The following is a 15,961-nucleotide window of genomic DNA, read 5'->3' as shown; positions in this document are numbered from 1 at the left end:
TCTCCCCCCTAAATGTATTCAGTTTTTGGAAGGTTCCTCTGCGAAAGGCGGGATTGTAACAGGCAGCTTCCCCCTGAATTCAGCTCTTCCTTCAACCAGCTTCTTCAAAGCAGAGACCGTGTGGCTTGTGTTGCTATAGGCAGCAATATAAGCGGCCGCATCTGCCGGAAATGCCGATATGATCTGCGGGTTCCATAAAGACACGAGGACAATTTTTCCTGTGGTTCTATTGATTTCCTCATAGAGATTCACCCAGTTTTCATCAAGAGTTCTCCGCTCATTGATCAAAAGAAGCACATAATCTTCCTCTTTCACGCTGTCAGCCAGCTCATCAACTTCTTCCACGGAAGGATTGGCACCATCAATATAGTGAATTTCGTACCTGCCTTCATTGAACACCTGATGGATAACCGCTTTCCGGTCCCCGACATAATTTTCATCATTATAGGTTTTTTGGCTGATAACTTTAACTGACGCTTCTGATGAAAGAGGCAATAATCCTTTCCTGTCAAAAAGGAGGGTAATGCCTTCCAAGGCAATTTGCTCCATCCGGTCATGGTTGGTTTTTTCATGAACTTCTGGCAACTCTTCCTCTGCAGGCTCTTGGCTCTTTATCCACTTTTGTTTAAAAGCACTTATCCTTCCAACTGCCGAATCAATCCTCTCTTCACTAATTTGTCCGTCAGCAACTGCCTTCTCGACCGCTTCAATCATAAGCTGCTGGGCAGCCACATCCCTTCCGCAGGCAAGGATAATATCTGCACCCGCCTGGACGGCCTTTACCGTCCCAGCTTCCCTGCCGAAAAACTTGGAAATAGCCTGCATCTCCATGGAATCCGTCAGAATCAGGCCGTCGAACCTGTACTTTTCCCGCAAGAGTTTTTTCAAAAAGAAAGAACTCAGTGTTGCCGGATGGTCGGGATCGAGCTTCGGATAGACGATATGGGCAGTCATGATGGCTTCCATGCCTGTTTGGATGTTCTCGATGAACGGCAGCAGCTCAAACCGCTCCAGCTCTTCAAGATTTTTCTCTACCTTCGGAAGGCTGAGATGTGAGTCAAACTCGGTATCCCCATGTCCCGGAAAATGCTTCCCTACCGCAAGCATTCCTGCAGCACGATAACCTTCTATGCTTTTTTGGCCGAACATGCTCACCATCTCAGCCGTCTCACCGAAAGAACGGGCGCCGATGACAGGGTTTTTGGGATTATTATTAATATCAATATCCGGTGCAAAATTCATATTGAACCCAAGCTTCATCAATTGAAGCCCCATCAGATAAGAGGCATCATAGGCATTTTCAGCATTGCCGGCAGCACCGATCAGCATATTTCCGGGAGAAATGGCCATCCCTTCCCATAAGTAAGCTATCCCTCCTCCCTCCTGGTCGATGGAAATCCAGAGGGGCGGCCGTTTATGCATTCTGGCTGTACGCTGGATGTCCCTGTTCAGCTGCCTTACCTTGCCGGCGTCTTTTAAATTCCGCTGAAAAAGGATGACTCCTCCAACATTTAGTTCTGTAATCGCTCTTTCCAGCTCTGGATTCATTTCTTCCCCAGCAAATGCGATGATGAACATCTGTCCAATCTTCTCTTTCAGAGACCAGTTACTATTCATGCCTTTCCCTCCAGTACATCCTCATTTCGGCCCGGGACTTCATCCAGGTTCAATGTAAAGCCGACTTCAAACATCCTTCGCCATGGAAGGTAGACACCGCCCAGTATGACTTTGCCTTCCGGAATATCCGCGAGATAAGTGTCAGTAAATTGCTGGAGTTTTTCTGCAGCCATATCTGTCACTTCACTGACCTGGCCGCCAAGATTCCGGGGAGTCAGCCCCATCTGCGGCAGAACTTGATAGGAAATATGCTTCCGCACAATTGACTGGTACCCCCAATCTTCCACAAGGCGGGAATAAAAGAAAGAACGACTGGCCTTATTAAAGGCAGCAGGCGTTTCCTTATCCCCCTGCTGATAATATGATGCGATGATGGCATGGGAAATGACCGTCCCCATTGTATTGCCATTTGTATTCCAGCCGGCATACGCCAGGAGGCTGTGGAGGATAGACTGCTTGGAGAGCTGCAGCAGCAGCGAATGGTCCCCGCCATTGCATATGGCCACATCCGCTAATGCTACCTTCTTGCCTTTTCCAATAAAATGCTTCATTGCCTGGATGAATTCCCGTATATTCATCTCTGAAAAATAGGAGCGGTGCCTGCTGTTAAGCTCATGGCTTGATTCTGCCATATGCTCTGCATCGGCAGCCGGGGAATGGACCATCAGCAGGAAATCATTATTCTTCTCATCTCCAGTTATGATGCCTCCTGCCGCAGTGATATGGGATTTGATGCTTTCCATCAGGGTGCGGTCCTCATATCTTGGTATGATGTGCGGCCCGTTGGCAGAAGAAAATCTGAGCGCAATTTCAGGGCTATACTGTTGGATTTCACAGAACACTCTTGCGAAAAGGGTACAGGCAATCTCATCAGCTCCCGGGTAGACAGCCGTCCGGTCCATCAGATTGAGCCGGTCAATTTCGAGCATATGCTGCCGCTGTTCTTTGGCAGTAAAGCCATATTCAGAATTATCGTCAAGCGGGATGATAAAATAATCGATTATCTCTTCCTCAGCCATCTGCAGCACATGTGAAGTAAGGCTGAAATTGGTTTTTCTCCGTTCAAAATAATCCTCCTTCACTTCCTCCGGAAGCCAGCTTTCGATCTCCAGCAATTCAGCAAGCTCCTCCTTGCCAGCCAGCCGCTGATCTCTTTTATCTGACAGCCGGCCAAGGCGGCAGATCTGCTCGCCGTAGTGCTCGTAATAGTCGGGCTCCTCCTCGCTGCTGCTGTAGGCAGGGACACGCATGATCAGATTATAGGCATAAATTTTTATATGTGGATTTTCGTCCTGAATCGTTCTCAGCACCTCGAGCCGTTCCTGGCATTCATCTATGGAAAGGTGATGCAGCCGGGAAGGGACAATGCCTCCATAAATCAGCATATCAATGGAAACAATTAAATAATCTGCAGATTTTGATTCCTCCCTCAGCCATTTATGAAGGAGAGGAACATCAGCCGGCCTCTTCATATCGCCAAGCAGCGGCTGGTCCGGCACAACCATCTTCAAGTCTGTCATTGCCGCCAGGTCCTGCGGATATTTCAGGTTGCAGGGCCTCTCATCAAGTGGAAGGTATACGACTTTTTTCATAAGGATCCTCCTCCGCTCAAGTTGTGTTCTTTCAATAAATTCCACCAGCCGTACTGTTCAAGATAGATGCTATCAAAAATCATCAGGCTTTCGCCGTTCTTGGTGCACATCTCCAATGCTTTTTGAAACTGCTGCTCATCCCCTTCATAATCCTTGAGGAATAAGGATGGCAGGTAGGCAGGTTTGTACTTCACAGCCGCCTTGCTGATCTCGATTGCCCCTTCAACACTCTGCCATTCTCTCAGGCCTGCAGCTGAAGCTTCCTGTTTTGTTACATGAAAGCAGTAGCAGCCGGTCATTATAAAGTCGAGCTCTTCAGCGTATCCTGTCTCACTGTAATCCGCATCCATCCAATCATAGCCAGGACTGAACTCCTTGCTGCCCCAATTGACACCTTCCTGAAAAAACTCCGGATACCATGAGCCGACGTATACACCAAAATCCCTGCTGCTGCCCGCTTTCTTCACTTCTGCTTTTGCTTCCTTTATAAAGCTGCTGATGACAGATGCCCTCCAGGCAAGCCATTTTTTAAAATAGAGGCCTCCCGCTGCCACATCATCAGGCCAATTATTTATAGAAAGACTGCTGTACTTTTCAAACTCCCTCCTGCTGAGCGGGCTGTAATCGGCTTTTACATTCGGATAACGGCATCGGTCAAGAATGAAGGCATCGAACTCATAATTTTCTCCCAGTTCGCGGATGATGGAAAGCTCATATTGTCTTACATCTGGCATAACGGGATTAACGAAAACAGCATTTTCGGTCCAGTCCTCCGCCTTAGTAAAGACCGGCCTTCCGTCTTCTTCCTCCCCGAGATAAATCACTTGCCAGTCTTCCTGTAGTTGAGGCAGTGCCGGCGCCCCTATCCTGCCTTCAGCAAATATATCTGCCTTCAATATCGCCTTTAATCCCTGCTTTTTGATCTCCTCAAGCATCACTGCCACATAATCAAGCCCCCGCCAGCAGGAAAACCTCTCCCAATCTCCGGCATGCGGGGCCAATTTACTTTTATAGGTAACATATCCATAAGGAATCTTTGCATCTACGACAATATGGGTAAATCCGGCCTTTTTGGCCTTATCTATGTACTCAGTCCGCTTTTCCTCTATATGGAGCCTCGCGCCATTGGCCAGAAAGTCGATCCACAGGACCTTTGCCTCTTTCATGAAGCCATAACAACTCCTTTCCCTTAAGTGAGAAATGGCGCCTGCTCAGGCGCCATTCCTATTTGATTCCGGTTAAACATTCTCCAAAACAGACAGCCTTTTACTTGTTCTTATACCATTCATTGACTTCATCGGTCCATTCCTGTCCGCCTTCTTTATTCCATCTTTCTACAAACTTATCAAACGCATCGATCGGCTCGTTCCCGGCAATGATATTGGAAAACACTTCATCTTCCATTGTCTTCAGCTGGCCGCCGTACTGGCCGCTTGCACGGGTTGGAGGCCCCTGGTATTCCGTATGCATGGCATGCTCGCCAATCTTGGTCACATTGTCATATAATCCGAATTCAAGCCCCAAAGAATCAAGGCGGATCTTTGTTGTTTCCGGATCAAGCGGCTCTACAGTAACATACATTTGGCGGTAAAGATGCTCATTATGTTTTTCAAAATCTGTTGAAGCCACTCCGTCCTTCATGCTCCAGACATCATCTTCAAACCCGAGGAAAATGTCGCGGAAACCGTCAGATACGATAAAGTCCAGATATTTCACTACGGCTTCAGCATTATCGCTTGTCACTGGTACGGCATTATAGCCGCGGACAAGGGCGCTTCCGGCAGTTCCGGAGTCTCCATTCGGTCCAATCGGATACTCGAGCGACGTCCATTTGGCATCAGGATTATTCTGCTGGTTTGTCAGGATTGGCCCGCGCGGATCCCACCATGCTGCTGTAAACAGGCCGGCGCGGTCATTTGCGACTTTTTCACCCAGGACAGCCAGGCTGTTGGAAGGAAACTCTTTATCCAGCAATCCTTCTTTATACATATCTGCCAGGAAGGCGAGCGCTTCCTTCATTTCAGGAGTGGTGCTGGAATATACCAGCTTACCGTCGCGCTCCACCCACTGGCTGCGCTGAATCCCGAATGCTCCGAGGAATGGGGAGATTCTCCCCAGTGTATCTGTCATGATCAGGCCTGTATTGTCTTTTTTCGCTTTGAATTCTCTCAATACATTCACATATTCATCAAGGGTTTCCGGTTTTTCAAGCCCCAGCTCATCCAGCCAATCCTGGCGGACATACATGATTTCAGACCCTTCTTCCTGGAGGATATGGGGAATGGCATAGATTTCGCCATCAACTGTCACAGCATCCCAAGCTTCCTCTGGTATCAGCTTCTTCAGATTCTTCCCATGCTTATCAACAAGATCGGTCAGCGGTGTGAGTGCCTGCTGGTTCACATAATTGACGAACCAGTTTGCATCCGGGCTGTAGATGAGGTCTGGAAGATCATCACTCGCCATCAGGACATTCAGCCTTTCCATATATCCTTCAGCCGGAGGCACCTGGACAGACACATCGATGCCTGTATTTTCCTCAATAAAATCGAGGTAAGGATTCTTATTTTCATCCATGCCGCTTGGGAAAGTCCGACCATAGTTATTCACGACAATATCAATCTTCGGGTTTTCCTTTGAATCCTTTTCATCGGTGCCCGATTCTTCGGAGCAGGCGGTACTGAACAGCATCACTGACGCTAAAGCGAGGCCTAAGCCAGCTTTCTTTGAAAATAACCCCTTCATTCTACATTTCCCCCTTTGGAAATTTAATTAAGATAATACCTTTCGGGTATGAAGCAGAAAATAAGTCCAGGCTATACAGGCATCATCCCGGACACCCCCTTTTATTTGCTGAAAAGCATCAGCCCTTTACAGAACCAATCATGACACCTTTGACAAAATACTTCTGAAGGAATGGATAGACAATCAGGATCGGCAATGTACTGGATATGAGTGCGGCTGCCTTTAGTGACTCATTGGCAAGCAGCTGCTGCTCGAAATTGTCCCGCAGATTTATTTCTGACTGATCGAACTGGATCAGCTCCCGGAGATAAACCTGGAGCGGATATAAACCTCTGTCATTGATGTAAAGAACTGCATCAAAGAAGGAGTTCCAGTGGAAAACTGCATGGAACAGTCCTATCGTCGCAATGACCGGCATCGACAATGGAATGACAATCTTGAATAGGATGCCAATATTAGAAGCTCCATCCATCTTTGCTGATTCCTCCAGCTCTGCCGGGACACTCTGGAAGAAATTCTTGACGATGATCAGGTTGAACGCGCTGATCGCCGTCGGGATGATGTATGCCCAGAACGTGTTAAGCAATCCTGTTTCCCTGACGACCAGATAGGTAGGGATCATCCCTCCGCTGAACAGCATCGTGAATACCACGAGAAACAAGATGACGCCGCGGCCTTTAATATATGATTTCGACAGTGGATAAGCCATCAGGCAGGTCAGGAAAACGTTTATAAATGTTCCGACCACCGTCCGTGCCACACTGACCCCGAATGCCCTGAGGAAATGCTGGTCCATCAGCACCTCTTTATAGGCGAGGAAGGTGGTCTCGATCGGGAAGAAGACGACCTCCCCCGAAACGATGGCACGCTGGCTGCTTAAAGACTGGGCGATCACATGCAAGAAGGGGAACAGGCATAATAGTGCAAAGCCCCCTAAAAGCAGGTAGTTGATGACGGAGAATGTTTTCTCTCCTTTTGTCCGCATAACTGCCATTTAAGGCACCCCCTTACCAAAGGCCATTCTGTCCCAGTTTTTTGGCAAACTTATTGGCTGCCACAACCAGGATGAGTGCAATGACCGATTTAAATAATCCGACCGCAGTCGTGTAGCTGAACTGTCCCTGGGTGACGCCGACCCGGTACACATAGGTTTCAAAGACGTCCCCAACGTTATATACAAGCGGATTTAGCAAGATGAAGACCTGTTCGAATCCGACCTCCAGGATATTGCCCATCTGCAGGATCAGCAGGATGACAATGGTAGGAAGCAGGCTCGGCAGGGTAATATGCCATGTCTGCTGCCACTTATTGGCCCCATCGACTGTTGCCGCCTCATAAAGCTGAGGGTCGATGCCAGCGAGGGCAGCCAGGTAAAGGATGGTTCCCCACCCTACACTCTTCCACAGGTCGCTCGCGACAAGGACGCTCCGGAACCAGCTGTCATCTGCAAGGAAGTAGATCGGCTCAAACCCCAGGAACTCTACAAAACTGTTCACAATTCCGGTGGATGGCCCAAGAAGATTCATCATGATCCCCCCGACAATGACCCAGGAAAGAAAATGCGGCATATAGATGACCGTCTGAATCGTCCGTTTATACATCATGTTCCTCAGCTCATTCAGCATCAGGGCGACAATGATAGGGGCCGGGAACCCCCAGAACAGCTTATAAAGACTGATAAGCAGGGTGTTTTTGAAAATCCGGTAAAACTCCTCCGCCTCAAACATCCGTTCAAAATGTTTAAAGCCCACCCATTTGCTTTCAAGGACCCCGGTAAAAATGCTATAGTCTTGAAAGGCAATCACAATGCCCCACATCGGTACGTATTTATAAATGATGAAAAATAATATGCCTGGCACCATCAGCAGATACAGATCCCAATATTTCAGGAAGACATTCTTCCGTTTGATTTTTGGCCTTGTTTTAGCATCAAACTTTGCCGCCTGTGTTTCAATCGGTGCTCCTTTGATCATAAAGACCCCCTCCTTTCAATAACCTGCCAGCAGCGCTTAAACAGAATGGACAGCCGGCCACGACAGCTCAATCCCCTCAGCCTCAAGGAACCTTTGGAAATCAGCCAGCCTGCCCGCATCATTGCGGATTTGTCGAGGGGTCAGACCCCGCTTCAGGCTGTAAGCTGCCAGGCAGCCGCTCGCTTCGCCAATATTCCATTCGACCGGGTGAAGGCGGTAGCAGCCATTTGTGATATGCGTTACGCCAAGGTTTTTGGAAGCCGGCAGCAGATTATCGACCCTTACAGGGATCAGGCTGCCCAGCGGAATCTGAAACGGCAGGCTGGAAATATCGATGAAAGTTGACAGGCCTGTACTTGGATGAAGATCAATCCGATAGCAGCCGATTCCGGCAGAATCAGGGAAAACTTCAGCCCCCGCTTCTCCGCGGATAGCCGTGCTGATATGCTGCTCCAATACGGTGAATTCAGCTTTAATCCTCCTCGATTCCCTGATATAGGGGTACATGGCAAGGCCATCATCAGTGCCGGTCACATCCGGGCGAAGACGCAGCCCCTTAAATCCCTGGCCCCCATCCGGCCTCGGCGCTTCTGTCTGCATCCAGTAAAGAAGCGATAAACTCAGCTGCCTGGCCCCTTCGAGATGCTTCTTTCTCTCCTCTTCGTCCACATCGATTACCGGGCCAAGCCAGTAATCGTTCTGGGGCCAGTTGATGAGAGAAATGTCGCCCTCATAGGTGCCCTTCTGGAAATTGCTTTTATCTATCAATCTCCGATATTCCCATAAAGAGAATTTGCCTTCTTCCTTAAAGAAGCCATAAGTAATCGGTTCTAGTGTTACAGGGCTGACAGCCGTCCAGTCCAGCTGCCTGTTCGGCCAGAAGGAAGCTTTGTAATCCCGCCAGAAGCTGTAGGTTTCGGGTTTTGGGATGGTAAAGTCTTCTCCTTCCAGATAGTCAACGGCAAAGCAGTGGGTGATGGCCTGCATATCCAGCGGGTCTGCCTCCCCTTCCCGCGCATGCGGCTCTCCTGTCTCCTTCTGCGACTCTGCCCCTGTCACGTATTCCACCCCGGCAAGCGGCAGCAAATCCCCGCAATCTGTTGCGTCCAAAAAGTAGGGAGCAGTCAGTACATAGCTTTGCCCGCTTAACAGATGCTCTGCCTCGACAGCCTTGACCTGGTCCCCGTCCGACTCTGCTTTCTTTGCTTTGGTTTCCGTTAGGACCACAATCTTCCCGCTATGTATGTACGGAGCCAGCATTTCCTGCAAGGCAGCCAGCGCTGCACGGGGCTCATGGGAAATCCGGCTCACAATGGCGCTCCCCGGGTTAAGATATGGCATCTGCAGGGCTTTTTCAGAGAGCGGAAAATGCGACTTGTAATAGTTTCTTACCAGGCTGCGGAAAATCCGGTAGCTGCTGGTGCAGCCAAATTTTTCGATCCAGCGGTGCTCATCAGGGGGAACTGCCTGGTTCGTCAGCTGCCCGCCGATCCATTTCGTCTCTTCTGTCATCACAACTTTGCAGCCGGACCTGGCAGCAGCCAATGCCGCAGCACATCCGCCTGTGCTGCCGCCTATGATGACAATGTCTGCAGACAATTCTCTTTTCAGCATTTCATTGGCCCTCCTAATATAATTTGTCGGAAACAGCTTTGGCTGTCTTCTGCAGGGCAGCCAGCGAATGTTCCTTATGCTGCCTCTCAATGAATCTGGTCAGCATATCGAGCACATGCATCTGTGAAATAAGAGAAGAGAAAGCACCGCCATGGAGCGGATCTTCCACACCAGAAGTCAAAAGGGCGACATCGCCGTATTTGGTAATCGGCGATTTCATATGATTCGTGATGCAAATGATGAATGCCCCATTTCTTTTGGCGATTTCAATGGCATCGACCAAATCTTTTGTACTCCCGGAGGTAGAAATCCCGATGACCACATCCCCTTTTCTGGCCAAGGCGCAATTCATGGCGATCACGTGGGAATCAGAAGCTGATTCCGCATTGAATCCCAGCCGCATGAACCGGTACTGCGCCTGCTGTGCCATCACACCGGATGCACCGACGCCGAAAAGATACACCTTATTGGAGGCAATAACTTCTCGGGCTGACTCCTCCATGGCATCCGGATCAACCAGGCTGAGTGTATTCTGCAGTGTAGCACTGTTTTCAGCCGTCACCTTTTGGGCAAGCACATAGGCACTGTCTGTATCTTCCACTTCGCCAAATTCCTGCCTCGCAGCTTCGGTGCCATTCTGGGCAACAGCCAGCTTGAAATCCTGGTAGCCGCGATAGCCAAGCTTCCGGCAGAAACGGATCACGGTCGTCTCCCCCACTTCGGCGTGCTCGGCCAAGTCTGAAACCGACCAGTATACCGCCTGCTTCAGATGGCTTCTGACAACCTCGGCCACCTTTTGCTCTGATTTTGTCAAAGACTGAAATATACTGGTTATCATCACATCTGGGTTCATTGTCGTGCTGATTCTATTCATTGAAACATTCACCCTCTAAAAGTTCATATAGTTATAGATATTGATTTACATAGGAAAGCGTCTGATCTATATGGCTGATGATGCCCATATCATGGCCTGAAAAAGGAAACACCTCAATCGACTTCTCAGCCTGGATATGGTTGTAGACTCCGTATATAGGCATAGGCGGGCAGACCAGATCCTTTAATCCTGCTGTGACCCTTGTCCTGCAGGTGATGCGGGAGCAGAGATTCAGATTATCGAAATAAGAGAGAGTCTGATAAACAGTTTCTATATGTTCTGGATGCCTGTGAAGGAACTGTTCGACTATGGTCAGCGAGCCTTCAAACTTCTGCTTCATGGCCAGGCCTATATCACACATATTCGGAACATCTGCGACAGCAAGCTTTGGCCTGCCGTCAAGGGCTGCCACAGCGAGCGTTATCCCCCCCCCCATGCTTGCCCCCATCACAGCGATCCGCGAGCTGTTGATTTCCGGCCGGGAGATTACAAAGTCGATTGCCCGGACTCCGTCCATATACACCTTCCGATAATAGTATTCTTCCTTATCAAGAATGCCTTTTGTGGCCCAGGTGCCCATTTCATCCGAGTTATAGCGGGAATAATCGCCTGTCCTTCCCTGTCCCCTGCAGTCGACAGCCAGGACGGCATAGCCCTGGATCAGCCATTTCATATAATGGGAGACTGAATTTTTATGGCCCCCATAGCCGTGAAAAATGACCAGGCACGGCAGATTGCCGTCATGCTGGGCCGGCAGTATATAGTAAGCCTGGATAGGAGTTTCATCAAACCCATGAAAGCTGGCTTCATATGCCTCAACCTGCCTGATCGGATAATCCATCCGCTCAACTTCATCCCCAAGCGGCCTGCTTCTTGTCTCAAGAAGCGTCCGATCCCAGAATTCATCATGGTCTCCAAGCTTTGTCTGGCCAGGAATATACGCTTCCAGCTGCCTGATCTGTTCTTCTATATGATTCAGCAAGGGCTTCACCTCCTTCGCTTCTTATTTAACTTGCTTTTTTAGGGCCATCCTTTCAGCCGTTTCCCTGATCGCTTCATAGAATTGTTTTGTGATGACCTGCGGCCTCGTAATGGCAGTGCCTACTACTACCGCATGGGCCCCCAGTTTAAGGGCTTCGGCTGCCTCCATCGGGGTCTTAATATTACCTTCAGCGATAATCGGGATTTCTGTCGCCTTCGCCAATTCCTCGATCAGCGGCAGATCGGGTATCCTGCGATCTTTGGTATAAGGGGTATAGCTGGATAGCGTTGTGGATATTAAATCAACGCCCGCCCAGCCTGCGGCAATTCCTTCCTCGAAATTGGAGATATCGCCCATGATAAGGCAGGAGCTCCTTTCCCGTATGTAAAGAATCAATTCCTCAAGAGATTCTCCATTCGGCCGCTTTTGCTTTGTTGCATCCAGGGCGATCACATCTGCTCCTGCTTCGATTAAAGCGTCCAGTTCAACTTTTGTCGGGGTAATATATACCGGTGAGCCGGAATAATCCCTTTTAATCAGGCCGATGACTGGAAGATTGCAGGCCTTTCTTATCGCGATTACATCATCTGTTCCATTTGCCCGGATGGCAGCCGCTCCTCCTTCTTTAGCAGCCACTGCCATTCTTGCCATCATATCTGCCCCGTGAAGAGGCTCTTCAGGCAGCGCCTGACAGGATACAATCAGCTGCCCTTTAATTTTTTCCATGAAAGCTTGTTTCACCATATTTTCACGTCCTGTTTTTAAATTTCGGTTTTGATTTGCCCGCTTGCCATCTGCCCTTTACCAGATTGCGATATGCTCTCTTTAGTAAGCGCTTCCACTTTGTTGAAAGCTCTGAAGCTGACCAGCGTCAATGCATAGGCCATAGCACTTCCTGCAAAAAGCGGGATGAGTCCTGGCAATGCTCTTAGAATGATTGCCCCGCCCATAAGGATGGCCAGATGGGCCAGAACGGCCAGCGGATTCATGAGCATAATCATGAAAGTGCTTTTAAAATACTGCCACCATTTAGCTTGATAGTGAACATAGACTGGGAAGAGAAATGTGCCAAGAAGCAGATAAAGAAAGGCTGTTACCCAAAAGAAGTAGTAAAGGATGAGCAGACCGATATTCGCGGGAGAAGAAAAATAGAGAATATCGATATACAGGATGATGCCTCCCCCAAAGTATGCTGCGCCAATCATATTAGCTTTCACAAATTCTTTTTTAAACGTATTCCAATAGGTCTGGAATACTGGAAGATCTTTGTTGCCCTTGATCCACTGCCTGACGATAGTAAACATCGCAGCAGTTGAAGGGAAAAAGCCAAGGAATACGGCACCAAGGAGGGTAAAAAAGATCCACAGCAGATTGACATAAGCGAGCCGGACAAACATGAGGCAAAACTTATATAATCCATCCATATGGGGATTATTCGTCAAAGCACACGTCACCTCACAATAGAATAATTGAAATGCTGGACCATGAAAAAGTGGAGTTATCCTCCAATGAATTAATCATTTATTGGAATATACCTCCATCATAAAGCCCAACCCATTTATTGTAAAGACTTTATTTTATAAATTCAGAAAATTAAAAGAAAGACAAACACTCTTTCCAGCAGAATGTTTGTCTTCTAATTTTTATAATAAGAATTCAAGCAAACCGATGATTTCAGCTGCAGTGTCAGGGTCCACATGCTTCCCGCTGTGCTTCTCCAGCTGGTCAATCACCTTTTGAACGGACTTCTTGCCATTCTTTTCTTCCTGCAGAGCTTTCTTTTCATCTCCTCTTTCCCGGAACTCCTCCATCCTTTCAAAATGCCTTTCTGCATTTCTCAGCTGTGCAAGCAGGCTGTTGCGGATACCGGCATCAATCTGCTCTTCAATCAGCTGCATGGCTTCCTGAAGAGGATCTTCACTGGATTCACGGTTCAGCTCCAGTACTTTATGATGCGTCTTCATGCCATCCACAAATACTTCGACAGTTACTTGATTAGCGCCCACCTGAAGCGGAACAGCTGCAGAAAAAGCACCGTTCGATTGGACAGCTGCTTCCTCTCCATTAATTTTAACAGCTGCAGCCCCCGCTCCAATTACCTCGGCCTTTCCTTTAATTTCGACTTTTGATTTAGTAAAGGTTTTTCCATCATACTCAAGGAAGCCGCTCAAAAGGGCTGCCCTTACATCATCACCGACGCTATAGGCGTTAGCGACCAGCTGCCTTCTTTCCCTGACACCTGAAGCATCAGCGGCAGAGATGACAAATCCGCCTTCCGGTATCAGGCTGTTGTTATCATTGGCTACGCCCCAGCTCCAATTCATGGCCTGCTCTTTATTGACCATTTTTGTAACCTTCCCTGTTCTATCAACAACTGCCTCAACGCCCCATTTATTGGTTCCAGTGCTTAGGCCGAACCCATCAGAATAAACGTTAATATTATCTTCATTGCGGTTGACGTTGAAGAAATCACCCTTGATCGGCTCCGAGCCTTCCCGCGGGTCGCTTATCCCCAGCTCATAATCCTTCACATATTCCTCGTCATTGATCGATGCTTTAATGACCGGGAAATTTGCCTGGGAATAGTCAAAAATCATCAGCCCGGCAGAATTTTGGAGACCTGCCTGGAATACTTCACGCTGAAGCGCAGGCTCCTGATGATTAGCAAGAGCCATACCGGCATAGACAGGCAGCTCGCCGTTCATAAGGATATTTCCAAGTGTAATATATTTCTTCACCTCTGCTGCAGTATCCTGATAGGTGCCGATCATAAGGAAGTCCAAGTCTTCTGTATAGCCAAACTGCGCATAATCATCAGTATAAATCTGGTCATTAGGGAATTGCAGCCGCTCATCATACTTAAAATTAGGGCTGGACCAATTGACTCCGTTCAAGTAGTAAGAATCAAACCAGGAACCTACATAAGATGAAATCTCCACCTGCTTGGAACGCTTGCCATTATAGCTATCCACAAGCCCTCTCAGCTGAGAGGTGAAGTCTTTGATGACGCTTGCCCGATAAGTGAACCACTCATCGATCAGCGGTCCATCCACCCGGGTTGAGCCTTCATAAGTAAAAACATCTTCAGGCCAGCTGGTCAGCTGTTTGCCGCGTTCAGCCAGGAAGTCTTCAAATTGAGCCCGGGAAATGTCACTGAAATCGGCAAAGAAATTATCATACCGGCCTCTGTCCAGGACAATTCCATCAACATCATAATTTTTAATCACTTCTTCATAGGACTTTAATTGATAATCAACCACTTCTGGGTCTGCCGGATTCACAAAGGCAACCAGCGCCCCGCTTTTTCCATATTTGCTTTCCCGGAGCGGAAGGATCTGGCCGCCGTCCTCATGGCGGTATACCTTCTCTTCCCATTCCGGATGTTCATTCAGTACAGCATACTCATCAAAGGCAATAGATCCTTCAGCAAATACGTTCATAGAAGCATGCACCGTCAAGCCAAGATCATGGGCATGGGATATGAACTCTTCAAGCAGATCCAGGTCAGGATTGGAACCTGCCCTTGAAGGAGCCGTCATTTCACTCACATAGGGCCTGCCTGTCAGATCATTTTTCTTATAAGAGGCAAAACCTTCAACTCCCTTAACATCAAAGACAATGCTCGTCACACCAGCATCCTTTGCCATCACGAGCATATCGCGGATGCTCTCGGAAGACTGAAACTTCCGGGCATTCGCTGCCTGGTCTACCCAAAGGAAAACTTCCTTGTCTTCTTCAGTATAATTTTTATAAAAAACAACAAGTGATTTCTTCTCGTATTCTGTGCCATTTTTTGAAATCATGAGATCGATATAATTCGTTTTCGCTGACAATGGGTACTCATACTGGAAGGAGCCATCAGAAGCTATAGCTGCCTCCTGCCCATTCACCATAAGGCTGTAATCTTCCCCTTCTTCAAAGTTGCGGATTGTTCCCTTCACCAGAGTGGAAGCTTCAGTTACGGTATACATCGGTTCATTGGACACCTCGATGCCAGGCACCAGCCCTTCCCCGGTCATGAACTCGGTAATCGGGACAACCTCGCCATTCTTCCGGAGCTTGATCACATCACCCTCTGTAAAATTAACGGCCAGGAACTTCCGAAAATCCTTCGTTGCCCAGGAATCATCCTGTGCCAGGAGTACATAGCCCCCTGCCGGTATTTCAATAGTCTGCTCCTGCTCCCAAACAGGCACTGCCCCACCAGCGGACGGATTGACCACTTTTGTCACTTCGTTCTTATCGTTCACTTGAACAGCGACCCAAAGCCTCTTCACAAGGATCTCCTTTGCATACTCAGATGTATAAAGGCCGATGAAATCAGCTTTCCCTTCAAAATCCTCATCAATAAATGAGATTTGCTTCATTTTCCCAATAGGATCAATAGTAATATCCTCGGGCGCTGCCTCCACTTCTATCACATCATCCTCTGTATAGTCAGCGGATGCCGAGAAAACCGGGATCATGGAGAATAATAGAATCAGAACAGAAAACACACTGAAACGCTTTTTCCACATTCTTATTACCTGCCTTCTTTTAGTTTTTCTCATGGCATAAGGGATAT

General features: G+C 48.2%; 12 protein-coding genes. All 12 read right to left on the bottom strand.

The window, feature by feature from the left end; all coding sequences use genetic code 11:
• Positions 1-18: 18 nt before the first annotated feature.
• Complete coding sequence (gene nagZ / locus ABU165_RS06635; RefSeq protein WP_318059853.1) at positions 19-1,617, bottom strand: beta-N-acetylhexosaminidase; 1,599 nt, start codon at positions 1,615-1,617, stop codon at positions 19-21.
• Positions 1,614-3,209, bottom strand: a complete 1,596-nt coding sequence (locus ABU165_RS06630) for a DUF4127 family protein (RefSeq protein WP_318059852.1) — start codon at positions 3,207-3,209, stop codon at positions 1,614-1,616. The genes nagZ and ABU165_RS06630 overlap by 4 nt, the downstream gene beginning before the upstream one ends.
• The gene (locus tag ABU165_RS06625) at positions 3,206-4,375 is read right to left on the bottom strand and encodes an alpha amylase family protein (protein ID WP_318059851.1); all 1,170 of its coding nucleotides are present in this window, start codon (positions 4,373-4,375) and stop codon (positions 3,206-3,208) included. The genes ABU165_RS06630 and ABU165_RS06625 overlap by 4 nt, the downstream gene beginning before the upstream one ends.
• A 100-nt stretch (positions 4,376-4,475) precedes the next feature.
• On the bottom strand, positions 4,476-5,954 hold the full coding sequence (locus tag ABU165_RS06620; protein ID WP_318059850.1) for an extracellular solute-binding protein: 1,479 nt from the start codon (positions 5,952-5,954) through the stop codon (positions 4,476-4,478).
• A 118-nt stretch (positions 5,955-6,072) separates the two neighbouring features.
• A complete protein-coding gene (locus tag ABU165_RS06615) occupies positions 6,073-6,948 on the bottom strand; it encodes a carbohydrate ABC transporter permease (protein WP_101549129.1) in 876 nt (291 codons plus the stop codon).
• 13 nt (positions 6,949-6,961) lie between these two features.
• Positions 6,962-7,927 carry an ABC transporter permease gene (locus ABU165_RS06610; RefSeq protein WP_148949762.1) on the bottom strand — a complete coding sequence of 322 codons (966 nt, stop codon included), beginning with the start codon at positions 7,925-7,927 and terminating at the stop codon, positions 6,962-6,964.
• A gap of 36 nt (positions 7,928-7,963) precedes the next feature.
• Positions 7,964-9,538, bottom strand: a complete 1,575-nt coding sequence (locus ABU165_RS06605; RefSeq protein ID WP_396349964.1) for an FAD-dependent oxidoreductase — start codon at positions 9,536-9,538, stop codon at positions 7,964-7,966.
• A gap of 16 nt (positions 9,539-9,554) precedes the next feature.
• Positions 9,555-10,415 carry a MurR/RpiR family transcriptional regulator gene (locus tag ABU165_RS06600; protein WP_318059848.1) on the bottom strand — a complete coding sequence of 287 codons (861 nt, stop codon included), beginning with the start codon at positions 10,413-10,415 and terminating at the stop codon, positions 9,555-9,557.
• A 31-nt stretch (positions 10,416-10,446) separates the two neighbouring features.
• Entirely contained in the window at positions 10,447-11,397 is a 951-nt protein-coding gene (locus ABU165_RS06595; RefSeq protein ID WP_318059847.1) for an acetylxylan esterase, read from the bottom strand.
• A 21-nt stretch (positions 11,398-11,418) separates the two neighbouring features.
• Positions 11,419-12,141: an N-acetylmannosamine-6-phosphate 2-epimerase gene (locus tag ABU165_RS06590; protein WP_101549122.1), complete on the bottom strand. Its 723-nt coding sequence runs from the start codon at positions 12,139-12,141 to the stop codon at positions 11,419-11,421.
• 17 nt (positions 12,142-12,158) lie between these two features.
• Positions 12,159-12,839 carry a YesL family protein gene (locus ABU165_RS06585; protein WP_318059846.1) on the bottom strand — a complete coding sequence of 227 codons (681 nt, stop codon included), beginning with the start codon at positions 12,837-12,839 and terminating at the stop codon, positions 12,159-12,161.
• A 201-nt stretch (positions 12,840-13,040) separates the two neighbouring features.
• Positions 13,041-15,914 carry a family 10 glycosylhydrolase gene (locus tag ABU165_RS06580; RefSeq protein ID WP_318059845.1) on the bottom strand — a complete coding sequence of 958 codons (2,874 nt, stop codon included), beginning with the start codon at positions 15,912-15,914 and terminating at the stop codon, positions 13,041-13,043.
• Positions 15,915-15,961: the final 47 nt, after the last annotated feature.

Origin of the sequence: Cytobacillus sp. T106 (assembly GCF_040492155.1) — a bacterium.
Lineage (GTDB): Bacteria > Bacillota > Bacilli > Bacillales > Cytobacillaceae > Bacillus_AB > Bacillus_AB infantis.
Note: the sequence above shows the minus strand (reverse complement) of the source record. Positions and strands in the feature narration are given on the sequence as shown.